Raw genomic sequence first — 24,584 nt, 5'->3', positions numbered from 1 at the left:
CAACCGAAAGGAAACCGAGATGCCGTTCTCTTCCCTGGCAGCGCCGCTCGATGTGGAGCTGCGGCCGGACAGACCCGCGCTGCTGCGCGTCGACTCCCCGCCGGACGCCCCGGGCTGGGCCGCCGAGCACCGCGAGGCGCTGCGCGCCATGGTCACCGAGCACGGGGCGCTGCTCGTGCGCGGTCTCGGACTGCGCGACGCGGACCGCACCGCAGCCGTCTTCCGGCGGATCGCCGGTGAACTCATGCCGGAGCGCGAGGCGTTCGCGCCCCGCGAGGACTTCGGCGGGGGCCTGTACTCCGCCACTCCCTGGCCGGCCAACCAGCCGATGTGCATGCACCACGAGCTGAGTTACACCCTGGACGTGCCCGGCCTGATGATGTTCGCCTGCCCGACCGCGGCCGAGGAGGGCGGGGCGACGGCGGTGGCCGACGCCGCGCGGGTGCTGGAGGCGCTGCCCGCCTCGCTCACCGAGCGGTTCGAGCGCGAGGGCTGGCTGCTGACCCGCAGCTACAACGACGAGATCGGGGCGTCCCTGGCCGAGTCGTTCGGCACCGAGGACCGGGCCGAGATCGAGCGCTACTGCCGGGAGAACGACATCGAGTTCACCTGGCGGGCGGACGGCTCGCTGCACACCACGCAGCGCCGCAGCGCCGTCGTACGGCATCCGGTCACGGGCCGGCGCTGCTGGTTCAACCAGATCGCGTTCCTCAACGAGTGGACGCTGGCCCCCGAGGTGCGCGAGTACCTGGTGGACGTGTACGGCGCGGACGGGCTGCCGTTCAACACCCGTTACGGCGACGGAAGTCCGATCGGCGAGGAGGTGGTCGAGCTGCTCAACTCCACCTACGAGGCGCACACCCGGCGAGAGCCCTGGCAGGCCGGGGATCTGCTGCTCGTGGACAACATCGGCACCGCGCACAGCCGGGAGCCGTTCACCGGCGAGCGGCAGGTGCTGGTGGGCATGGCCGAGCCGCTGCGGCTCGCCGACGGCCGCCCGACCCCGGAGGCGAGCGCGCGATGACCGATCTGCTGACGACGCCCGCCGAACGGGCCGACGACGGCCGGCCCCCGGTGCCGACGTTCTCCGTGATCTCCGGGCAACAGGTGCAACAGGCGCTGGAGGGCCGGGAGAACGAGCTGGTGGCACTGGTGGAGGCCACCTACCGGCTGCACGGAGCCGGGGAGTCGGTGAACCCCCCGTCGTACTTCCTGCGCTTCCCGGACCGCCCGTCCTCGCGGATCATCGCGCTGCCGGCCTCGATCGGCGGCTCGGTCGCCGTGGACGGCCTGAAGTGGATCTCCAGCTTCCCGGACAACGTACGCTCCGGGCTGCCGCGGGCCTCCGCGGTGCTGATCCTCAACGATCCGCGGACCGGCTATCCGTTCGCCTGTCTGGAGAGCTCCATCATCAGCGCCACCCGGACCGCCGCGTCCGCGGCGCTCGCCACCGACTGGCTCAGCCGCGGCCGGTCCCGCCCGACACGGGTCGGCTTCTTCGGCACCGGGCTGATCGCCCGGTACATCCACACCTTCCTGGCCGGCACCGGCTGGGAGTTCGACGCGATCGGCGTGCACGACCTGTCCGCCGACAGCGCCGAGGGATTCCGGGGCTATCTGCGCCAGTCCGGCGCCGCCGGGCGGGTCACCGTGCACGAGAGTGCCGAGGACCTGGTCCGGGCCAGCGATCTCGTGGTCTTCGCCACCGTCGCCGGCACGCCCCACGTCAGCGATCCCGCGTGGTTCGACCACAACCCGCTGGTCCTGCACGTCTCCCTGCGGGACCTGGCACCCGAAGTGCTGCTCGGCGCCGCCAACTTCGTGGACGACGTCGACCACTGCCTGAAGGCCGACACCTCACCGCATCTGGTCGAACAGCTCACCGGCGACCGCGACTTCCTCAACGGCACGCTGTACGACGTGCTGCTGGGCCGGGCCGCGCCGCCGACCGACCGGCCGGTGATCTTCTCGCCCTTCGGACTCGGTGTCCTCGATCTCGCCGTCGGCAAGTACGTCTACGACGAAGTATCCCGGGCGGGCAGTCTCCGCCTCATCGACGACTTCTTCCACGACCTGCGCCGGTACGGCTGAGGACCCGTCCTCGGCCCGGCACCAGGAGGTCCGCCGTGCCTGTCATTACCGCTCCCTATGCCTTCAACGAGGGCCAGCTCTTCGTCGACCTGGAGTCGATCTGCGGACGACCCCTCCATCTGAAGTGCGAGGGCTTCAACTTCGCCGGGTCCATCAAGCTGAAGGCCGCGAACGAGATGGTGGAGAGCGCCGAGCGGGACGGACTCCTGACGCCGGAGTCCATCCTCGTCGAGTCCTCCTCCGGGAACCTCGGCGTGGCGCTCAGCATGATCGCCGCCAGCAAGGGCTACCAGTTCCTGTGCGTGACGGACTCCCGTTGCAACCTCTCGACCAGACTGCTGATGGAGGCGCTCGGCAGCGAGGTGCACGTGATCGCCGACCAGGACTCCAACGGCGGTTTCCTGGGGACGCGCATCGAGTACGTCCGCCAGCTGTGCGCCTCCGACGACCGGTACGTGTGGCTCAGCCAGTACACGAACGCCGGCAACTGGCGGGCGCACTACCGCACCACGGCCCCGGAGATCGCGGGCCAGTTCCCGGGTCTCGACGTGCTGTTCATCGGGGCCGGCACCACCGGCACCCTGATGGGCTGCGCGCGCTGGTTCCGCCAGTGGCACCGGCCGGTGCGGATCGTCGCCGTGGACAGCGTGGGCTCGGTGGCCTTCGGCGGCGAACCGGGCCGCCGGATGATCCCCGGCCTGGGCATGAGCATGCGCCCGCCGCTCCTGGACGAGTCCTTCGTGGACGAGGTGATCCGGGTGGAGGAGGCGGACACCATCCGCATGTGCCATCGCATGGCGCGGCGCGGGTTCCTGTTCGGCGGCTCCACCGGGACGGTGGTCAGCGGGGCCACGGACTGGCTGGCCCGGCATGACGCCGAGGACCTCACCGCGGTGGCCATCGCACCGGATCTCGGCGAGCGCTACCTCGACACCGTCTACCAGACCAACTGGCTCCAGGACCTGTACGGCGATCACGTCCTGGACGACGAGGGGGCGGGCTCCGTCGCCGAGGAGGCCGAGCCCGTGACCCGGACATCGGAGCGCAGGCGCCGACCGTAGCGGCGCGCTCCGTCCGTGGAAGGGCGTCTGTCCAGGGCCGTTGCCCGGGAAGGCGCCCTTCACGGCGCATTCGAGGGGCGCGCGTGCCTCCGTGCGCCCGCTCGTGCACCGGTCACCCACACCACGGGTGGGGAATAGGCCATTCCGTCCCGGGCCGCACGCACAGGCGGTCCGACGACCGCGGACGGCAGGCCACGCATTCCCAGGCCATCGGCGCTGAGCTGCACATCTTCTGCACAACTCGCCGTGGAATCGGTTTTCGGACGGACTGAAAGTCTCCCCTTCCCTCACAGGCCACACCAGGCGAACTATTTTCGGAAAAGCCGCCTCAGCCTGCGATGTCGGCGAGCACGCCGCTCACGTTCAGCACCTCATGGCACTGCCGCGCCTGCTGTCCCGTGGCGGGGGTGCCCGGCTTCGCACAGGTGACGTTCGCGGTGACGGTGGCGTTCGCGGGGATCTCGATGGGGGTGACCCAGTGGTAGTCCTGGTTGCGGAAGGTCTCCAGCGCGATCGTGGTGATCTTCCGATCGCCGAAGGTGATGGTCATGACCCCCTCGTCGCCCTGGAAGTTGGCGACCACGATGTCCGTGATCCGGAACGTCTTGCCCGTCGGCACCGTGTAACTGCCGGTCTTGGTCTGCCCGCCGGACGTCTGCACGTCGATGGTGGTCGAGCTCTGCCCGCCGCCGCCCGACGCGGTACCGGGGCCGGTGCCGGTGCCGGTACCGGTGCCGGTGCCGGAGCCCACAGGCGCGCCGGCCCCGCTGTCGCCCTGCTCCTTGCCGGTGCCGGCGCCGCCACCGCCCGTGCCGGGCGACTGTCCGTTCTTGCCGCCGGGGGTGGGCCGGGGCTGGACCACCTCGTCGGCGGCCTGCCGGGCCGCGCTGCGCACCGCGGGCCGCACCAGCGCGAACCACGCCAGCAGCAGCGCGAGCAGGGCGGCGAGCAGCGCCAGCAGCCACTTCGGGAAGATCGGGATCTGGACGAACTCCGCCTCCAGCGGCGGTCGTACGAGTGTGCCCGCGCGGGCGCCCGCCTCCGGGTCCTCCTCGGCCGCGCGGTCGGTGGCGTGCACGGTGAACGGCCAGACGGCGGGCTTGCCGAACCACACCGGTTTGCCGATGCGTACCCGCAGCCGGGTCTCCGCCGACTCCCCCGGCGCCAGGTCGAGGGTGCCCGGCGTGAACCCGAACCGCAGTTCCTCACCGGCCTGTTCGGGCCGGAAGGCGACCTGCGTCGGGGTGTTGCCCTCGTTGCGCACCGCCACCCGGTAGCGGCCCCGCAGCCAGCCGCGCCGGCGCCGCGGGAGGATCTCCGTCCGCAGCTCGTGGAACTCCTCGACGTGCACCGTGGTCTCGGGCACGGTGACCGACTCGGGGTGCTCGGCCGGCAACACCCGTACGCCCAGCGGCACATCGCCCGCGCGCACCTCCGGGGAGCGCGGTGGGGCCAGCCGGACGGTGACCGTCTCGGAGGTGCCGGGGTAGAGCGAGACGCGCTCGGGTTCCACGACGGCCCAGGGCGCGCAGTCGCCCACGACCTCCAGGGTGTACGCCTCGACGATGTCACTGTCGTTGCGGACGGTCAGGCTGGTGGCGGCGGTGCCGCCCGGGGTCACCGTCACGGCCGGCATGTCGAGACCGGGGGCGCCGGGACCGGAAGAGGCTGCAGAAGGCGTCACGCCACGACGGTAGGACCGCTCGCGGCGTACCACGAGAGATGCGGGGGCAACATCCGGGCAGTCGACGTGCCCGCAGCGGCCAAGGTCATCTCCCATCCACGGCACGGAGGCTGATCCCGGGGCGCCGCCTTGTGCTCCGGCCGACAGTCGACGTGTGCTCGAACCCACCAGTCCTGGGCGCCACCGCCGTCGCCCGGGTCGCGTCCTGAATTTCGGAACGCCGCCATTCCGGCCTTGCGAAAGAAGAACCGCTCATGATCGTCCAGATGCCCGGCGGGACCGTCCCCGCCACCGTCGGCCGCCCGGACCGGGTGACCGTCGCCGTCTACGCCCAAGACCTGGTCCTGCACATCGGAATCGTCCAACAGCTTCGTCAGCGGCCCGAATTGGAGCTGGTCTCGGACGGCGAGGCGGACGGCGCACAGATCTCGCTCGTGGTCGTCGACAGCGTGGACGACGAGGTGACGGCGCTGCTGCAACGGTTACAGCGCAACACGGGCACCCGTATCGGGCTGGTCGTGGGCACGTTCGAGTCGGCGGCGCTGCAACGGGTGATCGAGTGCGGGGTCGGGGCGGTGCTGCGGCGGGCCGAGGCCGACCAGGACCGGCTGCTGCACCTGGTGCTGGCGCTGGCCAAGGGAGAGGGGGTGCTGCCCGGCGATCTGCTCGGCAAGCTGCTCACCCACGTCGGCAGCCTCCAGCGTTCGGCGCTCGATCCGCGGGGGCTGTCCCTGTCCACGCTGACCGCGCGCGAGGCGGACATGCTGCGCCTGGTGGCGGAGGGGCTGGACACCGCGGAGATCGCCGCGAAGACCTCGTACTCCGAACGGACCGTCAAGAACGTGCTGCACGAGGTCACCACGCGGCTCCAGTTGCGCAACCGGGCACACGCGGTCGGCTACGCGCTGCGCAACGGACTGATCTGAGGACCGCCCGGGCACCCCGCCGCTGCCCGAAAGCGCAAGCCGGGCTTCCCCCGGGACGGTCCCCGCCGCCCTGCCGCGCCGCGCGCCCGCGGCGCACAGTGGCCGGGCACACCCATGTGTTCCGAGACTGCGAGGTGGACCGTGAACGGCACCGCTGGCCCCGGCGGGCAGCGCCGGCTGGGGAGATTCGGCGCCTCGTTGCTGCTGGTGGTCCCGCTGATCGCGGTGACCGCGGCCTCGGGACCGAGCGGCGCGGACACCGCCACACCGGCGGCCGCCCGGACCGCCCCCGCCCGGGTGACGTACGCGGGCACCGGTCATCGCAGCCTGGGCCGGGTCACCGGCACCGACAAGAGCGATCCGCTGTTCGGCTCGGGCCCGGCGCACTACGACGTCCAGGCGACGGCGCTCGGGAACACGGTGGTGTTCGCGAGCCGCCGCGACGAGAAGCGCCCGCAGATCTATCTGCGGACCCCGGGCGGTTCGGTGCGCAAGCTGACCAGCGGCCGGGACGCGGCGCACCCGCGGCTGACCCCGGACGGCGGCTCGGTGGTGTTCGACTCGGCGGAGCCGGGCGGCCCCGACGGCAAGAAGCAGCGCGACCTGTGGCTGGTGCACACCGACGGCGGCGGACTGAAACGGCTGACCGACACCCCGTACGACGAGCAGAGCCCGACCGTGTCGACGGACGGGCGGCTGGCCTACAGCGCGGACCCGGACGCGGCGGCCGGCCCGCAGATCTACGCGCGCCCGCTGGACGGCGGCTACCCGACCGCGCTCACCGGAGCGCTGGGCGGCAAGGCGACCGAGCCGGTGTTCAACCCGGTCGACGACGCGACGCACCGGGACCTGCTCGCGTACACGTACACCGCCGATTCCCGCACCGGCCCCCGGCTGCGGCAGCTCGGCGGCCCGGGCGGGGACCAGCCGCTGCTCGCGGGCACGGCGGCCGGGTGGCGGACCCACGGGGCAGCCTGGATGCCCGACGGGACCGGCGTGCTGTTCCTCAGCGTCGACCACACCTGCTCCTGCGAGGGCGACTGGAACCATGTGTGGCGGTCCACGGCCGACCCGGACCAGAGCCCGGACCCGACGCTGGTGCTCAGCGAGAACCGCGACGTCTCGTCGGTGACCTGGGTCGGCCCGCCGGACGGCGGCTACCCGGTGGTGGACCGGCTCTCGGAGCCCGCGCCCGCGGTGAAGGGCGTGGACGCGACGCCCGACCAGCGCGTGGCGACCTTGCAGGACGTGCGGATGGACGGCTCGGACCCGCGTGATCTCGGGGTGCCGGTGCTTCAGGAGGACCCGGCGGCCGGCACCAACACCGATCCGGCGAAGGACCCCTTGTTCGAGCCGGCGCCCGGATACGATCCGTGGACCGAGCGGCAGAACTACACGCCGGACGGGCGGCGCATCGTGGTGACCCGGTTCGAGAACGGCGGCCAGGGGCGGATCGAGCGGATCTGGACGACGGAGGCCGACGGGACCAAGGCGGTGGCCATGCCGCTGGCCGGGCGGGGTCCGGACGACTGGGACACCGATCCGACGTTCTCGCCCGACGGCCGGTACCTGGCCTTCACCCGGGTCTCGCCGGGCGGGGTCGGCTCCGCCACCCATCCCGGGCGCATCCTGATCGCCGACGCCACCACGGGCGCGATCGTGCACGAGATCGTCCCGCCGGCCGGCCGGCAGGCCGGGGGCGACGCCCAGCCCACCTGGTCCCCGGACGGCACCGTGCTCGCCTTCACCCGCAACGAGGTGATCGGCGGCAACGGCGGCAACAAGCACATCTGGACCGTGCCGGTGAACGACCTGGGCCGGCAGCGGGACCTGAGCGCGTCGATCTGCCCGGGCGACTGCTCGGTCATCGACGACAGTCCCGCCTTCTCCCCCGACGGCCGCTCGATCGCCTTCAACCGCAAGAACGGCGGCGGCCTCGTCGACGAGCGCAACGGCCTGGTGCTGACCTCGGTGTCCGGCTCCGACTGCCGGGTGCTGCTGCCCCAGTCGGCCCGGAACACCGCCGACGCCTGCCACCGGGAGCTGCCCGACACCACCCTGACCGGGCCGCACCAGCCGCGGGACGCGGCCTGGACGGCGGACGGCAGCCGGATCGTGTTCAGCGCGCGCGACGACGCGCCGGTCTACTGCCCGGAACACCTGTATGTGCTGACCGTGGCCACCGGCCGGGTCACCAACCTCACCGCGCAGCTGCCGGGCCGTCAGAAGGAGCCCGGTGTGCAGCAGTCGGTGGACCTCGCGGTGCACGCGCCGGACACGGCTTCCCCGGTGCCCGTCGGCAGCTCGACGGACGTGCGGGTGGACGTCGTCGACAACGGCCCGGCCGCCTCCCCCGGCACCCTGCTGACCGTGGCACCGCCGACCGGGGTGACCGTCACCAGGATCAGTTTCCCGGGCGGCGTCTGCGACGCGGCTTCGCTCCAGTGCGGGCTCGGGGTGGTGCCGCCGGGCACGACGGTTCCGGTCACCGTGACCGTGCGGGGCGAGATCACCGGGGACCAGCCGCTGGGCTGGTCGGTCACCGGCAGCGTGGTCGACCCGGAGCCGGGCGACAACGCGGCGCGCACCGTGGTGCCGGTGCGCCCGCCGGCCCCGCCGACGCCGACCCCCACTCCGACGCCCACCCCCACACCGGCACCTCCCCCGCCGCCCGCGCCGAAGGCGGGCCCCGGTGTGACGGTGACCGCCCAGCCCGACCCGGGCTATGTCGGCGGCCGGGTCGTGGTGACGTACACCGTGCGCAACGGCCGCAACGCGCTGGCCACCGGGCTCCGGCTGCGCATCGGGCTGCCGGCCGGCATCCCGAGCGGCGGACCGCCGCCGGGCTGCGACCGCTCGTGGCTGTGCGCGCTGCCGGATCTGACGCCGGGCGACGGCACCGTGGTGCGGGTGGTGCTCGCCCCCGACCACGCGCTGACCGGACGGGTCACCGGCGTGCTGACCACCACCGGCACCGACGCCGACCCCGGGGACAACAGGGCCGCCACGACGCTGCGGATCCTCCAGCCGAGGATCGTCGCCGTGCCGCCGATCGGCAAGCCCGGGTTCGTCACCTCGGTGCGCGGCAAGGACTTCCCGCCGGGGGTGCCGGTGCGCTTCACCTGGAAGCCGGGGATCACTGCGGCCGCCGCGCCGACCAGGCCAGGACCGGACGGCACCTTCATCGGCCAGCTGCTGATCCTCGCCAAGGACCAGACGGGACCGCGCACCATCACCGCGCGGGGCCCCGGCTTCTCCGCGGTGAAGACGGACTTCCTGGTGGTGACGGGCAGTGTGCAGCCGCCGGACGAGGTGAACCGCCGGTGATCCACGAGGTCGACGAGGCGCTGCGCGCGCTGCTCGCCGGGTCCGGGCTGGAGGCGTCCGGGGTCGAGGTGGTCTTCGACGCCCCGACCCGCGAGTGGGCGGCCCGCCGCAACGCGCCCACGGTGTGCGTCTTCCTGTACCACATCCAGGAGGACCCCACCCGGCGCGGCAGCGGCGCCGGTGAGGTGCACGACGCCGACGGCCATGTGGTCGCCCGGCGCTCCCCGCCCCGCTGGTTCGAGCTGACCTATCTCGTCACGGCGTGGGCGAGCCGCCCGCAGGACGAACACCGGCTGCTCTCCCAGGTGCTGGGCACCCTGGTGCACACGGACGTGCTGCCCGCGCCGCTGCTCACCGGTTCGCTCGCGGACCTCGGCCTGACCGTGTCCCTGGACACCGCCGGGGCCGGGCTCGACGCGCCGTCCGCGTCCGACGTGTGGTCGGCGCTCGGCGGGGAGCTGAAGGCGTCGCTCGGGGTGCGGGTGCGGGCGCCGCTCGCCGGGGTGGAACGCCCGGCCGGACCTCCGGTGACCGAGGGGCTCGTGGTGCGTACCGCCGGGCCGGTGCCCGGCGGGGAACCGGCACCGGGCCGCCGGCTGCGGTACGCGGAGGTCGGCGACCCCGGCCCGGAGGGCTTCGCCGGACCGCGTGAGCGGCCCCCGGCCCCGGCCCGGCGCCGGCGGGGAAGGCGGCAGCCCTGATGTACGCGGTCGAGACCGAGGCGGACGTCCTGTGGGCGCGGCTGCGTCTGGTCGAGGAACGGGTGCGGCACGCGGTGGCCGCGCGCCGCGCCGTCGACCCGGACCCCGACGACCCCTACCGGGGCCAGTACCTGACCCCCGAGGCGGTCGAGCGGATCCTGGCCGGACAGGGCGGGCTCGGGCTGCCCGGGCACGAGCCGCCGCCGCTGCCGCCCGCCTCCGCGCTGGGCACGCTGGCCGCGCGGTTCGGGCTGTCGCCGCTGGACGCCGATCTGCTGCTGGTGGCCCTGGCGCCGGACCTCGACCCCCGGTTCGAGCGGCTGTACGGCTACCTCAACGACGACCTGACACGCCGTCGGCCGACGGTCGCGCTCGCCCTGGAGCTGTGCGGACTGCCGGCTGCGTCGGCGGCCCGTTTCCGGCTGTCTCCCGGGGCGCCGCTGATCGCGGGCGGGCTGGTGGAGGTGACCGAGCCGGACCGGCCGCCGCTGTCCCGGGTGCTGACGGTCCCGGACCGGGTCACCGCACAGCTGCTGGGCGGCACCGAGCCGGACGCGCGCCTGGCCGGACTGCTCGGCGAGGCCGCCGCCGACCCCACGGCCGAGCCGGCCGACGTGGACCGGGCGGCCGGGGCGGTCCGCTCCGCGCCGGGCCTGGTGCATCTGCTGGGCCGCGGCGGCGACGCGCCCGGCCTCGCCGCCGCGGCCCTGCGCGCGGCCGGGCTGCGCCCGCTGGTCCTGGACGCGGCGGCGCTCGCCCGGCGCTCCGCCGAGGTGCCCGCGCTCGCCCGGGTGGCGGCGCTGGAGGCCAGGCTGTCCGGCGCGGGCGTCGTCCTCGGCCCGCTGGAGGCCCTGCCCCCGGAGCCCGCCGGACGCGCGGGCGTCGTCAGGGACGTGTGCGCCGCGCTGCGCGGCCTGCCCCTGTTCACCTACGGCACGCAGGGCTGGGACCCGGCCTGGGCGGCCGACACCCCGGTGGTCCTCACCGTCGCCCCGCCCTCGCCCGAACGCATGACCACGCGCTGGCGGCACGCGCTCGCCCAGGCCGGCGCCGACGCCGTCGCGCCGGCCGAGGCGGAGGAGCTCGCGCTGGCGGTGGCCGCGCACCGCCTGGACGGCGGTCAGCTCCGCCGGGCCGCCGCCGGTGCGGTGCGCACGGCGGCGCTGGCGGGCCGCCCCGTGCTGGCCGACGACCTGCGGGCCGCCGTCCGCGCGCAGAACGGCGCGGGGCTCGCCCGGCTGGCCCGCCGGGTGGAGCCCGCCGTCGGCTGGGACGACCTGGTGCTGCCCGCACCGACCCACCGGCGGCTGCGCGAGCTGGCGGTGCGCGCCCGCCATCGCGAGCAGGTGCTCGGACAGTGGCGGATGCGGCCGGGCGGCGGACGCGGACGGGGTGTGATCGCGCTGTTCGCCGGGGAGTCGGGCACCGGCAAGACCATGTCGGCCGAGGTGGTCGCGGCCGACCTCGGCATGGACCTGTACGTGGTCGACCTGTCCACGGTGGTCGACAAATACGTCGGGGAGACCGAGAAGAACCTGGAGCGGATCTTCACCGAGGCCTCCGCGGTCAACGCCGTGCTGCTGTTCGACGAGGCCGACGCGATCTTCGGCAAGCGCTCGCAGGTCAAGGACGCGCACGACCGGCACGCCAACATCGAGTCGGCGTACCTGCTCCAGCGCATGGAGTCGTTCGACGGGATCGCCGTGCTGACCACCAATCTGCGGGCCAATCTGGACGAGGCGTTCACCCGCAGGCTCGATGTGATCGCGGACTTCCCGGTGCCCGACGCGCAGCAGCGGCTCGCCCTGTGGGAACGGTGTCTGGGCGGGCGCCTGCCGCGCGCCGCCGACCTCGATCTCCGGTTCTGCGCCGACCGCTTCGAGCTGGCCGGGGGCTCCATCCGGGCGTGCGCGGTGACCGCCGCGTATCTGGCCGCGGAGTCCGGACGGCCGCTCGCCATGGGGCAGTTGATGACGGCGGTGGCCCAGGAGTACCGCAAGCTGGGCAGGCTGGTGCTGGAGAGCGAGTTCGGGCCGTGGACGCGGGACGTGCTCGCGGACCTCTGAACCGGCCGCCCGCCGCGGGCGGGCGTCCCCGGTGACCCCGTTGCCCGAAAGGGAAGGCCCGGCCGGGCGCGGGCGCCCCGGGGGGCAGTGGGGTTGCCCTCGCGGAGGTCCGTGCGCCCCTGTCGCCGTGCCGCACCCGCCTCGGAGACTCGACGTCGACGCAGGTGACACCGATGGGACATGAAGGAGCGAGCATGCCGACGTACCTCACCCCGGGCGTGTACGTGGAGGAGGTGCAGTCCGGTGCCCGACCGATCGAGGGGGTCGGCACCGCCGTTGCCGCGTTCGTCGGCTTCGCCCAGACCGGACCCTTCCACGAACCGACGCTCGTCACCAACTGGGACCAGTACACCCAGCTGTTCGGCGGCTTCGCCGAGGGCGCCTATCTGCCGCACGCGGTGTACGGCTACTTCGCCAACGGCGGTGGCGCCGCCTACGTGGTGCGCGTCGGCGGCTCCGGCCGGGACTCCTCGGCGCCGGCCGCGGGCGTGCCCCGGCAGGGCCAGGCGCCCGAGCCGGTCGCGCTCGGCGGTTTCCTGATCGCGGCCCGCCCCGGTGTCACCGGGGTGTCGGTGGAGGTCGCCGACCCGGAGGGCGAGAACCCGCCGGAGGACCGCTTCCGGCTGCTGGTCCGCCGCGGCGACCAGGTGGCCGAGACGTACGACGTCTCCACCCGCAAGAACGTCAAGGGCTATGTGGTCGGCCAGGTCCGGGCGTCCAAGCTGATCGAGGTCACGGAGCAGCGCGACGCCGCCCAGACCCGGCCCGCCGCCCAGACCGTCGCCGTGCCGGACGCCCCGGCCGCGCCCGCGGCGCCCGCGTCCGGCGAGGTGTCCCGGCTCGACCCCGCCGAGTACGTCGGCGACGCCGGCGCCCGCACCGGCTTCGGCGGCCTGGAGGCCATCGACGAGATCACCATGGTCGCGGTCCCCGACCTGATGGGCGCCTACCAGCGCGGCGACATCGACGCCGAGGGCGTGCGCACCGTGCAGCTCGCGGTGATCTCGCACTGCGAGCAGATGGGCGACCGGGTGGCCGTACTGGACGCCCCGCCCGGACTCACCGCCCAGCAGGTGCGCACCTGGCGCAACGACGAGGCCGGTTACGACTCCCGGTACGCCACCCTCTACTACCCCTGGGTGCGGGTCTTCGACCCGGCGTCCGGCCGCAACACCACGGTCCCGCCGAGCGGTCACATCGCGGGCGTGTGGGCGCGCAGCGACGCCGAGCGCGGTGTGCACAAGGCGCCCGCCAACGAGGTGATCCGCGGCGCGGTGGACCTCGAACTGCGGCTCAGCAAGGGCGAGCAGGACCTGCTGAACCCGATCGGCGTGAACTGCGTGCGGGCCTTCCCCGGCCGGGGCATCCGGATCTGGGGTGCCCGCACCCTGTCCTCCGACCCGGCCTGGCGCTACCTGAACGTGCGCCGCCTGTTCAACTACCTGGAGGAGTCCATCCTGCTGGGCACCCAGTGGGTGGTCTTCGAGCCGAACGACGACCGGCTGTGGTCGAGCATCCGGCGCAACGTCACCGCGTTCCTCACCGAGGAATGGCGGCGGGGCGCGCTCTTCGGGCGCACCGCCGAGGAGGCGTTCTACGTCAAGTGCGACCGCGACAACAACCCGCAGGAGTCCATCGACCAGGGCCGGGTCGTCTGCGAGATCGGTGTCGCGCCGGTCAAGCCCGCCGAGTTCGTGGTCTTCCGGCTGGCCCAGTTCTCGGACAGCACCAGCCTCATCGACGAGTGAGACCAGTGACCCGCGGGTCGGTCAAGGAAAGGTGACGAACAGTCATGGCAGAGGGCGATGCTCTTTCCACCCATGTCTTCGGCGTGCAGCTCGGCGGCTACATGGTGGAGTCCATCCAGGAGATCAGCGGCCTGACCGTCGAGGAGGAGGTCGTCGAGGTACGGCAGGTCACCTCGGAGGGCAAGCAGATCATCCGCAAGCAGCCGGGCGCCCGGCAGGCCGGCGAGATCACGATCACCCGGGGGCTCGACAAGTCCAGCGAGTTCACCAAGTGGATCAAGGAGACCCTGAACAACGGTGCCGTCGACACCGCCCGGCAGAACCTGACCATCGAGATCAAGGACTCCAAGGGCGACACCGTCCGCCGCATCCAGCTGATGCAGGGCTGGGCCTCCCGGTGGGAGGGTCCCTCGCTCAAGGCGGGCGAGTCCGCGGCGGCCACCGAGACCGTGACCATCGTCTTCGAGGAGATCGTCGTCGAATGAGGCGCCGTACGGTGACGGCGGGCAGCCTGGAGGAGATCCTCGACGCGACGGCGCCCGCCCCGGCCCCCGAGCAGGCGCAGGCCCCGGCGCCACCGTCCGGCCCCGCGGCCACGCGTGAGCACGGGCTGCGCACCGAGTTCGAGTTCGAGCTGCCGCGCGGGTACGTGGACGAGTCGGGCACCCTGCACCGCAGCGGCTCGATGCGGCTGGCCACGGCCCGAGACGAGCTGCGCCCGCAGATCGACCTGCGGGTCAAGGAGAATCCCGCGTACCTCAGTGTGGTGCTGCTGAGCCAGGTGATCACCCGGCTCGGCACCATCACCGATGTGCACGCGGGCGTCGTGGAGCGGATGTACGCCACCGACGTCGCCTTCCTCCAGGACTTCTACCGCCGGGTCAACAGCGAGGGCCACACCCGCGCCGCGGTGACCTGCCCGCACTGCGAGGGCGCCTTCGAGGTCGACATCTCGGGTGGGCGCCTGGGGGAATCGTGACGTACGCGCTTCCCCGGCTCCGGGAGGAAGTCGCGTACATCGCCTACCACTTCCACTGGCAGCGCGCGGACATCCTCGACCTCACCCACGCGGAGCGCCGTCAGTGGGTGGGCGAGATCGCGCGCATCAACGCCCGCATGAACGAGGGTGGTTGAGTCATGGGCTGGTGGAAGGGGGTCCGGCGCCGGGTCGGCACGGGCACGGCCGGCGCCCCGGCGGGTCCGGCTGCCGTCGGAGCCGCCCCGGGGGCGGCTACGGGCCCGGAGAGCCCGGCCGCGTCCGTGCCGGGTGACTGGGACGGCGGCTGGCGCCGGGTCGCGCCGGTCGTGCCGACCGTCTCCCGCGCCCCGCTCGGCGTCAGCGACGGCCTCACCTTCCGCTCGGGCCTCGCCTCCTGGCAGAACCCGTCCTTCGACCGGGGTCTCGGCCACGGTCTGCTTCCCTCGGCCCCGGCCGGTCTCGTCCATGGCGTGACCCGGCCCGCCGTGCGTCGGTCGGCGCCCGCCGAGGGCGGGCCGTTGCCGCTGCGTGCGTTGCGGCGGGACACCGACGAGGCCGACGAGGGCGCCGGTCTTGAGGCCCGGGTGCCGTCGGCGGCGCGGCCGTCCGGCCCCCGGGCGCCGCGTCCCGCGGGAACCGCCGCTCCCGGCTCACCGGCCGGGGCACGGCCCGTCGCGCAGGCGCCCGTCCAACGGGCGGTGGCCGACGGCACGGGACCGGTGAGCGGGCCGCCGGTGACCGGTCCGCAACTGCCGGTGGTACGGCGCGTCGCCGTCGTACCCCACGCCGCGAACGCCGTGCCCGCGCCCGGTGTCGGGAACGCCGGACCGGTACGGCCCGAGGCCGCGTCCCGTACGGCGCCGAAGGCCGCGGCACCGACCGTGCGCCCCCGCCCGGTCGGGCCCTCGTTGACCGTCGCCCGCCGGGCGGCCCGGCCGGTGCGCCGGGTCACCGCGCTGCGGCCGGAACCGCTGCCCGGCGCGACGCCCGCGCGGGTGGAGCCCGTGGTGCAGCGTGCCGCCGCTCCCGCGCGCCCCGGAAGCCGGTCCCCGCTGGGTGCCGCGCTCGGCGCTCCGCTGGGGGAACTCCCTCCCACCGCCGTCCCGGCGGCCTCCCACGCGCCCGGCCCGGCCACCGCCGGCGATCGGCCGGGGAACGATCCGTCGCTCCCGGTGGTGCAGCGCCAGGCGGCGGCTTCGGAACCCGCGACGACGGTCACGCCGGCCGCCGGACCGCGCCCGACACGGGGGTCCGACACCGACGGTGCCGGCTCCGCCCCTCCGGTCGTCCGGCGCCGGACGGACGCCTCCGGCACCCCGGCCGCAGCGGCCGACTCCGGGCCGCGCCCCGCCGCGCCCGGCAGCGGACGGGCCGCCGGTACGACGGCACCCGTCGTCGGGCCCCGGACGGACGCCACCGGCCCCGCGGCAGCCGACGCCCAGGCGGCGGCAGGCGCCCCGCTGCCCGCCGTACAGCGCCGGGCGGACGACACCGCCGCGGCCGGTGCCGGAGCGGCGTCCAGGCCGGTGCTGCCGGGAGCGCGGCCCCGGCCCGACGCTTCCGGTCCGGCCGGTGACGCACCCGCACCCGATGACGCCCGGACGACGACCAATCACCGACTTCCCGTCGTGCAAGGCCGCGTGACCGGCACCACCCCGGCCGTAGCCGGGCCGGCGTCCGGCCCCGTGCCGCCAGGAACCCGAGCGGACGCTTCCGCCCCGGCCGGAAACGAACCCGCGCCCGCGACCACCCGCCCCACCGAACCCGACGTCCGGACGGCGACCGCCCCCCGGCTCCCCGTCGTACAACGCCAGACGACCGACCCCACCCCAGCCGAAGCCGGGCCGGCGTCCGGCCCCGTGCCGCCAGGAACCCGAGCGGACGCATCCGCCCCCACCGATGCCGGGCCGGTGCGGCGCCCGGCGGACGGCGCCACCCCGGCCGAGAACCGGTCGGCGTCCGGGCCGTTGCTGCCCGGTGTCGAGCACCGGGTGAAGGCTCCCGGGTCCGCAAAGTCCCCGGTCGCCCCCGGCACCCGGCCGGCCACCGCGCCGGAACTCCCGGTCGTGCAGCGCCAGTCGGCGGCTCCCGGTGCGACCGGTGCCCTTCCCGGGGGCGGCAGCCCGGCCGGTCCGGCGGCCGCCGGGGAGAAGGACGGCTCACCGCACCGCGCCAGGAGCGCCGCTCCCTCCGGGGCCCGTGCCCGTAGTGGTCTGGGCGCTCCGCTCCCCGCGCTGCCGCCGACCGCCTCGCCGCGCGGCCCGGCCCCTGCCCGGCCGGACGGCCGGCCCGCGGCCGCTCCGCTCCTGGGCGCGCGGGCCGGGGCCGACTCCCCCGCCCCGCCGGGCGTCTCACCGTCCGGTGCGGGTGCCGCGCGGCCCCCGGCCCCACCACTGGTGCCCCGGCTCGCACCGCCCCCGACCGGCGACGCGACCGGCGCGACCGGCCCGGGCCGCACGGCCGCCGCGCGCCCCGCCGCGCGGACCAACCCCACCGCGCGAACCAGCCCCACCGCGCTGACCGGTCCCGTCGTCGTGGCCCGCGCCCTGGCCGGGACCCGGCCCGCCGTGCCCGCGCCCGCCCCTGCCCTCTCCCTGCTCGCCGCCCGCCCGCTCGCCCTCGGCACCCGGATCCCGGACGGCACGCCGCGCCCCCGTCAGGACGCGCCCGCCAGGCCGCCCGTGGTCGCCGCGTCCTGGCGGCGCGAACCGCCGCCCCCGGCCCCGCACGACCCCGTGCGGCGGGCGTCCTCCGCTGCCGGACCGTCCGCCACGACGGCCCGGACCGAGGTCCCCGTCGTCCGCCCGGCCCCCGTGCAGCGGGCGGCGTCCGGCGCCGCCCCGGGGACGCGCGCGCCCGTGCTGCCCCTGGCCGAGGCGCAGGCACCGCCGCTCCAGGGCGCCCCGGCCCCGCAGAGCGCGCCCGGTCTGCCCGTGCCGGTGGTCCGCGCGGCCCGGCCGGAACAGTCGGCTCCCGTTCCCCTGGGGGCCGTTCCGATGCAGGTCGTCCAGCGGGACGCGACGAAGGCCGCGCGCGCCGGCCGGCCGCGGTCGGTCTCCGCGCCGCCCTCCTTCCCGGCGGCGGCCACCACCCCGGACGTCCAGGAGGAAGCGGCGCCGCAGGAGGCGCCCGCGATCGACCTGGAGGACCTGGCGCGCCGCCTGCTGGACCCGCTGTCCCGGCTGCTCCGCGCCGATCTGCGGCGCGGCCGGGAACGCGCCGGGCGGCCCTACGACGCACGCCGCTAGAGGACACACCGAAGGACGCGCTGAGGACATGGAACGGATGGCCCACGGATGACGGACAACATCTTCGCGACGAGCGTGTTCTTCCGGCTCTCGATCGGCGGCAACGACCTGGGGGCCTTTCACACCTGCTCCGGGATGGGCGCGCAGGTGGAGCTGGAGAGTTACGCCGAGGGCGGCAACAACGGCTTCACCTGGCAGCTGCCGGGCCGGGTCACCTGGTCGAACATCACGCTCACCCGGCCGGTCACCGCGGACACCGTCAAGATCGGCCGGTGGCTCGACCAGACGCTGCGCCGGGTGGAGCCCAAGGACGGGGAGATCGTGGCGCTGAAGCCGGATCTGTCCCGGATCATCAGCTGGCAGGTGCTCGGCATCGTGCCGGTGCGCTGGCAGGGCCCGTCGTTCGATCCGGCGTCCTCGCAGGCGGCGGTGGAGACGCTGGAGATCGCCCACGAGGGGCTGCGGCCCTCCTGATCCCGCCCCCGCCCCCGACGCCCCGATCCGTTCGAAAGGAGTTCCCGGTATGTCCCCTGCGGCCCGCACCAGCCGTGCCCGGGCCCAGCTGACCCTGAAGGAACCCCCTTCGGTGGTCGGCGCGAAGCCCGGCGGAACCATCGCGCGGCTGAACCTCCAGTTCAACCCGTCCACCCTGCAGTTGCGCAAGACCACCTCGTGGCGGCGCACCCCCTCGCGGATGGCCGGGCAGTCGGCGCTGCCGGAGTTCGTGGGCAGCGGGCCGCGGGAGCTGAGCCTGGAGGTGTTCCTCGACGCGACCTCGACGCACGACGACTCGGTCGAGCAGGCGGTGGAGAAGCTGATGAAGGGCTGCGTGCCGACGCCGGCGAGTCTGGCGCGCAAGAAACCGGCGAGCCCCTGGGTGCGGTTCGAGTGGGGCACCGCGCGCACCACGTCGTTCGACGGGGTGCTGTCCAGCCTGTCGGTGACGTACACGCTGTTCGACGTCGACGGCAAGCCGCTGCGGGCGACCTGCGCGCTGTCGGTGGAGGAGGCGAGCGTCGACCCGGCGGGGCAGAACCCCACCTCGGGATCGCGCACGGCCCGCAGCACCCACACGGTGGTGGCCGGGGACAGCCTCGCGCTGCTCGCCTGGCGGGAGTACGGCAACGCGACGGCCTGGCGGGTCATCGCGGAGGCGAACGGGATCGACGACCCGATGGACCTGCCGCCCGGCACCGAACTGGTGGTGCCGGCGCTCGGGGACGCGGGCGGTGAGGAGGAGCGGTGAGCACACCGGAGGCGCGGGGCGGCCGGTCCTTCGCGGCGGACCCGATCGTGGAGGCGCCCGGCGAGCTGCCGCAGGTCTGGGCGGCCCAGCTGGTCAGCTGTGTGGTGGACGAGAACGTGGGCCTGCCGGACACCGCGGTGCTCACCTACCGCGATCCCGACAACGAGTTCCTGGGGGCGAGCGGCATCACCCTCGGCACGCCGCTGCGGGTGTCGGTGATGACGGTCTCCGGGCAGTCGCGCGAGACGCTGTTCGACGGCGAGGTCACCGCGGTGGAGATCGACCGGGACGGCACCGGGTCGTTCACGGTGGTGCGCGGCTACTCCAAGGCTCACCGGCTCCAGCGGGGCCGCAAGGTGGTGGCGTACCGGAACATGACGGCCGAGGCCATCGTGCGCAAGGTGGCCGCGGGCGCGGGTCTCGCCTGCGGGAAGGTGGAGGCCGCGCCGGTCACCTACAAGCAGTTGTCGCAGGCCAACGTCTCCGACTGGGACTTCCTGCAGTACCTGGCGGGCGAGAGCGGCGCGCAGGTGCGGGTGGACACCAAGGGCGTGCTCCAGTTCACCCGGCCCGAGCCGGCGTCGGGGGCGCCCGCGCCGTCGACCCCGGCCACGCAGAACCCCATGGTGCTGGAGTACGGGCGCAATCTGCTGGCGTTGCGGGCGGCGCTGTCGGGCGCGGACGGCGCGTCCTCGGTGGAGGTGCGCGGCTGGGACGTCTCCACCAGGACCCCGTTGGTGGCCCGGCAGCCGTCGGTGGCCAGCAAGACGGTGCTGCCCGGCCTCTCCCCGGCGCTCGCCGCCACGTTCGGGGCGTCGGCAAAGCTGACGGTGACGGACACCCCGTACCGCACGCAGGCCGAGACGGCCGCGGCCGCGGCGGCGATCTCCGCGCAGGTGGCCGACGGGTTCGCCGAGCTGGAGGTCGTGGCGGAGGGCAGTCCGCGGCTGCGGGCGGGGCTGCCGGTGGCGCTCGGCAACGTCGGGCCGGCGTTCTCCGGCCGGTACACGGCGACGGCCGTGCAGCACAGTCTGGACCCCGGCGAGGGCTACCGGACCACGGTGTGGGTCAGCGCCAGCCCGGACCGGTCCCTGGCGGGCCTGGTGACCGGCGCCAACGCGCCCGGCCGCGGGCCGCGCATCCCGGGTCTGGCGATCGGCGTGGTGACGGACGTACGGGAGCCGGGCGGCGCGCAGAACGGCGCGGTACGGCTCAAGTTCCCCTGGCTGGACGACACCTACGTGACCGACTGGGTGCGTACGGTGCAGTGGGGCGGCAAGGGCGGCGGGGGTGTGGTCAGCCCGGAGGTCAACGACGAGGTGCTGGTCGGCTTCGAACAGGGCCTGCTGGACTGCCCGTACGTCATCGGCGGCCTCTACAACGGCGTGGACGGTCCTTCCCCGCACGACGTGCCGCTGGTCGACGGCACCAGCGGCAAGGTCAACCGCCGCTCCGTGGTGTCCCGTTCGGGGCACCGGGTGGAACTGCTGGACGCGCGGGCGCCGGGTCCGTCCGGGGTGCGGCTGCGGACGGCGGACGAGCGCATGGAGGTGCTGCTCGACGACCGCAACGACCGGATCGAGCTGACCGTGTACGCGGCCGGCGGCCGGCGGGCGCTGTCCTCGGTGCGGCTGGACGAGCGCGGCATCACGCTCGACGCGGGCACCGGCAAGGTCACCGTGAAGGGCGCCGATGTGGAGATCGAAGGCACCAACTCGGTGAGGGCGCACGGACGTTCGGCGTCCGTCAACGGGCAGACCGACCTCACGCTGGACGGCGGCCTGCTGGGGGTGCTGAAGGCGGACCTCGTACGCATCAACTGACCGACCGCACTTTGTGTACGCACGTACTTCGAGGAGGAGCCCGCCATGTCCGGCGCAGCCCGTACCGGCGATTCCACCAGTCACGGCGGTGTGATCGCCACCCCGCCGCCCGGCGCCGCCGCGACGGTGGCCCGGGTGCTGATCGGCGGCCGTCCCGCCGCCGTCGTGGGCAGTCTGCACACCTGTCCGATGCCGCCGCACGCGTTGCTCGGCCCGGCCAATGTGATCCTGCCCAGTCCGGCCTCGCTGACCTCGGGCATGGTCCTGATCGGCGGGCTGCCGGCCGCGCGGGCGGGCGACACCGCCGCGTGCGGCGCGACGGTGCTGCTCGGCGCCCTGAACGTGCAGATCGGAGGGGTGTGATGAGCGAGCGGTTCATCGGGCGGGGCTGGGCGTTCCCGCTGCGGGTCGGGCCGACCGGCGGGATCGCGCTGGTGGAGCGGGAGCGGGAGATCGAGGAGGCCATCCGGCTGGTCCTGGGCACCGCCCCCGGCGAGCGGCCGATGCGGCCGGAGTTCGGCTGCGGCATCCACGACTACGTCTTCGCGCCGGGCGACGGCGCCACGGCGGGCCGGATCGCCCAGCAGGTGCGCGAGGCGCTGGAGCGCTGGGAGCCGCGGATCGCGGTGGACGAGGTGGTGGTCGCCTTCGACGAGGTCGACGCCGGCACCCTCTACATCGACGTGCGCTACACCATCCGCTCCACCAACGACCGGCGCAACCTGGTGTTTCCCTTCTACACGATCCCCTCCGAGGAGGGGGCCGAGGAAGCGGTCGCGGACTGATGGCCCTGCCCTCCCCCAATCTGGACGACCGGCGCTTCCAGCAACTCGTCGACGAGGCGAAGCGCTATGTGCAGCAGCGCGCGCCCGAGTGGACCGACCACAACGTGTCCGACCCGGGCGTCACCCTGATCGAGACGTTCGCCTACCTCGTGGACCAGCTGCTGTACCGGCTGAACCGGGTGCCGGACAAGAACTACACCGCGTTCCTGGACCTGTTGGGCATCCGGCTGTTCCCGCCCGCGGCGGCCGGCGCCGAGGTCGACTTCTGGCTGTCGGCGCCGCAGCCCGAGGCGGTGACGCTGCCCGCGGGCACCGAGGTGACCACCGCGGACGGTGAGGCCGAGGAACCGGTGGTGTTCGCGACCACCGGCGAACTGCGCATCGTGCCCAGCGAGTTGGTGCGGCTGGTGACCGCGCCCCGGTCCGGTGAGCAGACCGACCGGACCGGTGAGCTGGCCGAGGGCCGGGACGTGCGGTGCTTCCAGGCGGCCCCGCAGCCGGGCGACGCGCTGCTGTTCGGTCTGCCCGCCGCGGTGCCCCGGTGCATCGTGGCGGTGCGCCTGGACAGCCGGGTGGAGGGTGTCGGCGTGGACCCGCGCCAGCCGCCGCTGGCGTGGGAGGCGTGGGACGGGGGCCGCTGGCAGGAGTGCGAGACCGGCTCGGACAGCACGGGCGGTCTGAACCGGCCCGGCGAGGTGATCGTGTACGTGCCGGCCGGGCACACGGCGTCCGTGATCGGCGGCACCCGGGCGGGCTGGCTGCGCTGCCGGGTCACCGAGGCGGAGCCGGGCCAGCCGTTCTACTCGGAGTCGCCGACGGTGCGGGAGGCGACGGTGTTCACCGTCGGCGGCACCACCCCGGTCGAGCACGCCGAGACCGTCACCGATGTGCCGCTCGGCACCTCGGAGGGGGTCGCGGGCCAGAGCTTCCGGCTGGGCCGACCGCCCGTGCTGCTGGACGGCGAGCCCCCGCTGGTGGAGGTCTCCTCGGCCGACGGCTGGCAGCGCTGGGAGGTCGTCGAGCACTTCGGCCGCTCGGGGCCCGGCGACCGGCACGTCCGGGTGGACGCCACCACCGGCGAGTTCCTCTTCCCGCCCGCGCTGCGCGAGCCGGACGGCACGCTGCGGCTGTGCGGCGCGGTGCCGGAGAAGGGCGCCCACATCCGGGTGACCCGCTACCGCACCGGTGGCGGCCCGGCCGGCAACGTCGCCCGCGGCGCGATCTCCGTGCTGCGCAGCTCGGTGCCGTACATCGCGCGGGTCGTCAACCGGGAGGCGGCACGCGGCGGGGTGGACGGCGAGACGGTGGAGAACGCCAAGCTGCGGGCCCCGGACGCGCTGCGCATGCAGGAGCGGGCGGTCACCGCGGAGGACCACGAGATCATCGCCCGGCAGGCGGCCCCCTCGGTGCGCCGGGTGCGCTGTCTGCCCGCCGGGGACGGGGCGGGCGCGGTGCGGGTGCTGGTGGTGCCGGACGCGGTGGCGGACGACGGCGACCGGCTCCGCTTCGAGCAGCTCATCCCCTCGGACCAGGTGCTGGCCGCGATCACCGGGAGTCTGGACGAACGGCGGCTGATCGGGACCCGGTTGGTGGTGGAGCCGCCGGTCTACCAGGGCGTCACCGTGGTGGCCCGGCTCGCGACCGCGCCCGGCGACACCGACCGGGTGCGGGACGCGGCGCTCGCCGCGCTGTTCCGGTACCTCAACCCGCTGCGCGGCGGTCCGGACGGCACCGGGTGGCCGTTCGGGCGGCCGGTGCAGTACGGGGAGGTGTTCGGCGTGCTGCAACGCGCCACGGGCAACGCGCTGGTGGAGGAGATCCGGTTGTTCGCCGCCGACCCGATCACCGGGCGGCGGGGCGCGCCGGTGGACCGCATCGACGTGGGTCCGGGCGCGCTGGTCTTCTCCTACCAGCACCAGGTCGTCGTGCAGCCGATGGAGCCGGAGGCCCGCCCATGAGCCGTGCCGCCGTACCCGGACTGCCGAGCCGGCACCCCATCGGCGGGCTGCTGCCCGCGCTCTACGCCGACGACGACTTCGCCCAGCGGTTCACGGCGGGCCTGGACACCGTCCTCGCCCCGGTGTTCTCCACCCTCGACAACCTCCCCGCGTATCTCGATCCGCGGGTCGCCCCGGCGGACTTCGTGGCCTGGCTGGCGTCCTGGGTGGGCGCCGCCGACGACCCCGAACGGCCCGCGGAGCTGCGCCGCGAGGCGGTGGTGCGCGCGGTCGAACTGCACCGCTGGCGCGGCACCCGGCGCGGTCTGGTGGAGCGGCTGCGGCTGACGCTCGGGGTGCACGCCGAGGTCGTCGGCGACGGCGGCGCGGTGTGGTCCCGCACCGCGGGCACGCCCCTGCCGCCCGCGCCGTCCGGCGAGGTGCTGGTCCGGGTGTGGCCGGGCCGGGAGCCGGAGGTGGACGCGGTCCGCGTCCGGGAGGTCGTCCGCGCCCACTGTCCTGTCCATGTCCCCTGCCGGGTGGAGATCCTGTCCGGCCCGCCCGCCGACGAAGGGAGGTGACGCCATGCGCGCCTGTCCCGCGTGCGGGGCGTCCAACGGCCCCGACGACGATTTCTGCGGCAACTGCGGGGCGTACCTGGGGTGGTCGGCGGAGGCCGGCCGCTCCGCGGAGGAGCCGGACCCGGCTACCGACGCCCCCCTGCCCTCTCGGGAACCCCGTTCGGCCCGCCGTGAGGGGGACGACCGTACCCCCGGCATCGACGACGACCCGCCGAGCGCCCCGACCGCGCCTGCCCCCGGTACGATCCGCTCGGCGGCCGGTACGACCACCGCGACGGCCGGTACCCCTCCCGGGAGCGCCGACGCCCCGAGTACGCCCGCGGCACCCTCCGCACCTCCGGCATCAGCGGCACCACATGCACCGCCGAACCCGCCGACACC

At 74.7% G+C, this 24,584-nt stretch carries 20 protein-coding genes; 19 read left to right on the top strand and 1 reads right to left on the bottom strand.

The annotated features are described in order from the left end of the window. The first annotated feature begins 19 nt into the window (after positions 1 to 19). Genes HZZ00_RS12370 through sbnA form a run of 3 tightly spaced genes read left to right on the top strand, consistent with a single transcriptional unit; the run spans position 20 to position 3,152 of the window. The gene (locus HZZ00_RS12370; RefSeq protein WP_180332220.1) at positions 20 to 1,024 is read left to right on the top strand and encodes a TauD/TfdA family dioxygenase; all 1,005 of its coding nucleotides are present in this window, start codon (positions 20 to 22) and stop codon (positions 1,022 to 1,024) included. Continuing rightward, a complete protein-coding gene (sbnB, locus tag HZZ00_RS12365) occupies positions 1,021 to 2,091 on the top strand; it encodes a 2,3-diaminopropionate biosynthesis protein SbnB (RefSeq protein ID WP_180332219.1) in 1,071 nt (356 codons plus the stop codon). The genes HZZ00_RS12370 and sbnB overlap by 4 nt, the downstream gene beginning before the upstream one ends. 35 nt (positions 2,092 to 2,126) lie before the next feature. After that, positions 2,127 to 3,152 (top strand): 2,3-diaminopropionate biosynthesis protein SbnA, encoded by a 1,026-nt coding sequence (sbnA, locus tag HZZ00_RS12360; RefSeq protein WP_180332218.1) that lies wholly within the window; start codon positions 2,127 to 2,129, stop codon positions 3,150 to 3,152. Between the two features lie 328 nt (positions 3,153 to 3,480). Here sbnA and HZZ00_RS12355 read toward each other — a convergent pair whose 3' ends face one another. Beyond that, the gene (locus HZZ00_RS12355) at positions 3,481 to 4,788 is read right to left on the bottom strand and encodes a hydrolytic protein (RefSeq protein ID WP_180333476.1); all 1,308 of its coding nucleotides are present in this window, start codon (positions 4,786 to 4,788) and stop codon (positions 3,481 to 3,483) included. A gap of 302 nt (positions 4,789 to 5,090) precedes the next feature. Here HZZ00_RS12355 and HZZ00_RS12350 point away from each other — a divergent pair, with 302 nt between their 5' ends. The 16 genes from HZZ00_RS12350 to HZZ00_RS12275 all read left to right on the top strand — a co-directional run bounded on the left by HZZ00_RS12350 (position 5,091) and on the right by HZZ00_RS12275 (position 24,203). Further along, positions 5,091 to 5,762 (top strand): LuxR C-terminal-related transcriptional regulator, encoded by a 672-nt coding sequence (locus tag HZZ00_RS12350; protein WP_180332217.1) that lies wholly within the window; start codon positions 5,091 to 5,093, stop codon positions 5,760 to 5,762. A 141-nt stretch (positions 5,763 to 5,903) separates the two neighbouring features. Continuing rightward, positions 5,904 to 9,089 carry a hypothetical protein gene (locus tag HZZ00_RS12345; protein ID WP_257585758.1) on the top strand — a complete coding sequence of 1,062 codons (3,186 nt, stop codon included), beginning with the start codon at positions 5,904 to 5,906 and terminating at the stop codon, positions 9,087 to 9,089. After that, positions 9,086 to 9,790: a DUF4255 domain-containing protein gene (locus HZZ00_RS12340; protein WP_180332215.1), complete on the top strand. Its 705-nt coding sequence runs from the start codon at positions 9,086 to 9,088 to the stop codon at positions 9,788 to 9,790. The genes HZZ00_RS12345 and HZZ00_RS12340 overlap by 4 nt, the downstream gene beginning before the upstream one ends. Then, positions 9,790 to 11,856: an ATP-binding protein gene (locus tag HZZ00_RS12335; RefSeq protein WP_180332214.1), complete on the top strand. Its 2,067-nt coding sequence runs from the start codon at positions 9,790 to 9,792 to the stop codon at positions 11,854 to 11,856. The genes HZZ00_RS12340 and HZZ00_RS12335 overlap by 1 nt, the downstream gene beginning before the upstream one ends. A gap of 194 nt (positions 11,857 to 12,050) precedes the next feature. After that, a complete protein-coding gene (locus HZZ00_RS12330) occupies positions 12,051 to 13,604 on the top strand; it encodes a phage tail sheath family protein (protein ID WP_180332213.1) in 1,554 nt (517 codons plus the stop codon). Positions 13,605 to 13,648: 44 nt separating this feature from the next. After that, a complete protein-coding gene (locus tag HZZ00_RS12325) occupies positions 13,649 to 14,089 on the top strand; it encodes a phage tail protein (RefSeq protein WP_046428592.1) in 441 nt (146 codons plus the stop codon). Further along, positions 14,086 to 14,583: a hypothetical protein gene (locus HZZ00_RS12320; protein WP_180332212.1), complete on the top strand. Its 498-nt coding sequence runs from the start codon at positions 14,086 to 14,088 to the stop codon at positions 14,581 to 14,583. Before HZZ00_RS12325 ends, HZZ00_RS12320 begins: the two co-directional genes overlap by 4 nt. Beyond that, the gene (locus tag HZZ00_RS12315; RefSeq protein ID WP_167381391.1) at positions 14,580 to 14,738 is read left to right on the top strand and encodes a DUF6760 family protein; all 159 of its coding nucleotides are present in this window, start codon (positions 14,580 to 14,582) and stop codon (positions 14,736 to 14,738) included. The genes HZZ00_RS12320 and HZZ00_RS12315 overlap by 4 nt, the downstream gene beginning before the upstream one ends. 3 nt (positions 14,739 to 14,741) lie before the next feature. Next, positions 14,742 to 17,831 (top strand): hypothetical protein, encoded by a 3,090-nt coding sequence (locus tag HZZ00_RS12310; protein ID WP_180332211.1) that lies wholly within the window; start codon positions 14,742 to 14,744, stop codon positions 17,829 to 17,831. Positions 17,832 to 17,879: 48 nt separating this feature from the next. Continuing rightward, entirely contained in the window at positions 17,880 to 18,305 is a 426-nt protein-coding gene (locus HZZ00_RS12305) for a phage tail protein (protein WP_070028111.1), read from the top strand. 49 nt (positions 18,306 to 18,354) lie between these two features. Beyond that, positions 18,355 to 19,077 carry a LysM peptidoglycan-binding domain-containing protein gene (locus HZZ00_RS12300; RefSeq protein ID WP_180332210.1) on the top strand — a complete coding sequence of 241 codons (723 nt, stop codon included), beginning with the start codon at positions 18,355 to 18,357 and terminating at the stop codon, positions 19,075 to 19,077. Further along, positions 19,074 to 20,900: a VgrG-related protein gene (locus tag HZZ00_RS12295; RefSeq protein WP_180332209.1), complete on the top strand. Its 1,827-nt coding sequence runs from the start codon at positions 19,074 to 19,076 to the stop codon at positions 20,898 to 20,900. The genes HZZ00_RS12300 and HZZ00_RS12295 overlap by 4 nt, the downstream gene beginning before the upstream one ends. A 45-nt stretch (positions 20,901 to 20,945) precedes the next feature. Continuing rightward, positions 20,946 to 21,263 carry a PAAR domain-containing protein gene (locus tag HZZ00_RS12290; protein ID WP_180332208.1) on the top strand — a complete coding sequence of 106 codons (318 nt, stop codon included), beginning with the start codon at positions 20,946 to 20,948 and terminating at the stop codon, positions 21,261 to 21,263. Further along, positions 21,263 to 21,685, top strand: coding sequence for a GPW/gp25 family protein (locus tag HZZ00_RS12285; protein ID WP_070028115.1), 423 nt, complete (start codon positions 21,263 to 21,265; stop codon positions 21,683 to 21,685). Before HZZ00_RS12290 ends, HZZ00_RS12285 begins: the two co-directional genes overlap by 1 nt. Then, a complete protein-coding gene (locus tag HZZ00_RS12280) occupies positions 21,685 to 23,643 on the top strand; it encodes a putative baseplate assembly protein (RefSeq protein WP_180332207.1) in 1,959 nt (652 codons plus the stop codon). The genes HZZ00_RS12285 and HZZ00_RS12280 overlap by 1 nt, the downstream gene beginning before the upstream one ends. Next, on the top strand, positions 23,640 to 24,203 hold the full coding sequence (locus HZZ00_RS12275) for a phage tail protein (protein ID WP_180332206.1): 564 nt from the start codon (positions 23,640 to 23,642) through the stop codon (positions 24,201 to 24,203). The genes HZZ00_RS12280 and HZZ00_RS12275 overlap by 4 nt, the downstream gene beginning before the upstream one ends. The last annotated feature ends 381 nt before the right edge of the window (positions 24,204 to 24,584 follow it).

Origin of the sequence: Streptomyces sp. NEAU-sy36, from assembly GCF_013423905.1 — a bacterium.
Lineage (GTDB): Bacteria > Actinomycetota > Actinomycetes > Streptomycetales > Streptomycetaceae > Streptomyces > Streptomyces misionensis.
This window is presented reverse-complemented; position numbering and strand designations above follow the sequence as displayed.

Coding starts and splice junctions, on each gene's coding strand:
- HZZ00_RS12290 (WP_180332208.1), top strand. CDS start 20,946: ATGTCCGGCGCAGCCCGTACCGGCGATTCCACCAGTCACGGCGGTGTG.
- HZZ00_RS12330 (WP_180332213.1), top strand. CDS start 12,051: ATGCCGACGTACCTCACCCCGGGCGTGTACGTGGAGGAGGTGCAGTCC.
- HZZ00_RS12300 (WP_180332210.1), top strand. CDS start 18,355: ATGTCCCCTGCGGCCCGCACCAGCCGTGCCCGGGCCCAGCTGACCCTG.
- HZZ00_RS12350 (WP_180332217.1), top strand. CDS start 5,091: ATGATCGTCCAGATGCCCGGCGGGACCGTCCCCGCCACCGTCGGCCGC.
- HZZ00_RS12325 (WP_046428592.1), top strand. CDS start 13,649: ATGGCAGAGGGCGATGCTCTTTCCACCCATGTCTTCGGCGTGCAGCTC.
- HZZ00_RS12305 (WP_070028111.1), top strand. CDS start 17,880: ATGACGGACAACATCTTCGCGACGAGCGTGTTCTTCCGGCTCTCGATC.
- sbnB (WP_180332219.1), top strand. CDS start 1,021: ATGACCGATCTGCTGACGACGCCCGCCGAACGGGCCGACGACGGCCGG.
- HZZ00_RS12280 (WP_180332207.1), top strand. CDS start 21,685: ATGGCCCTGCCCTCCCCCAATCTGGACGACCGGCGCTTCCAGCAACTC.
- HZZ00_RS12275 (WP_180332206.1), top strand. CDS start 23,640: ATGAGCCGTGCCGCCGTACCCGGACTGCCGAGCCGGCACCCCATCGGC.
- HZZ00_RS12285 (WP_070028115.1), top strand. CDS start 21,263: ATGAGCGAGCGGTTCATCGGGCGGGGCTGGGCGTTCCCGCTGCGGGTC.
- HZZ00_RS12370 (WP_180332220.1), top strand. CDS start 20: ATGCCGTTCTCTTCCCTGGCAGCGCCGCTCGATGTGGAGCTGCGGCCG.
- HZZ00_RS12320 (WP_180332212.1), top strand. CDS start 14,086: ATGAGGCGCCGTACGGTGACGGCGGGCAGCCTGGAGGAGATCCTCGAC.
- HZZ00_RS12335 (WP_180332214.1), top strand. CDS start 9,790: ATGTACGCGGTCGAGACCGAGGCGGACGTCCTGTGGGCGCGGCTGCGT.
- HZZ00_RS12355 (WP_180333476.1), bottom strand. CDS start 4,788: ATGCCGGCCGTGACGGTGACCCCGGGCGGCACCGCCGCCACCAGCCTG.
- HZZ00_RS12310 (WP_180332211.1), top strand. CDS start 14,742: ATGGGCTGGTGGAAGGGGGTCCGGCGCCGGGTCGGCACGGGCACGGCC.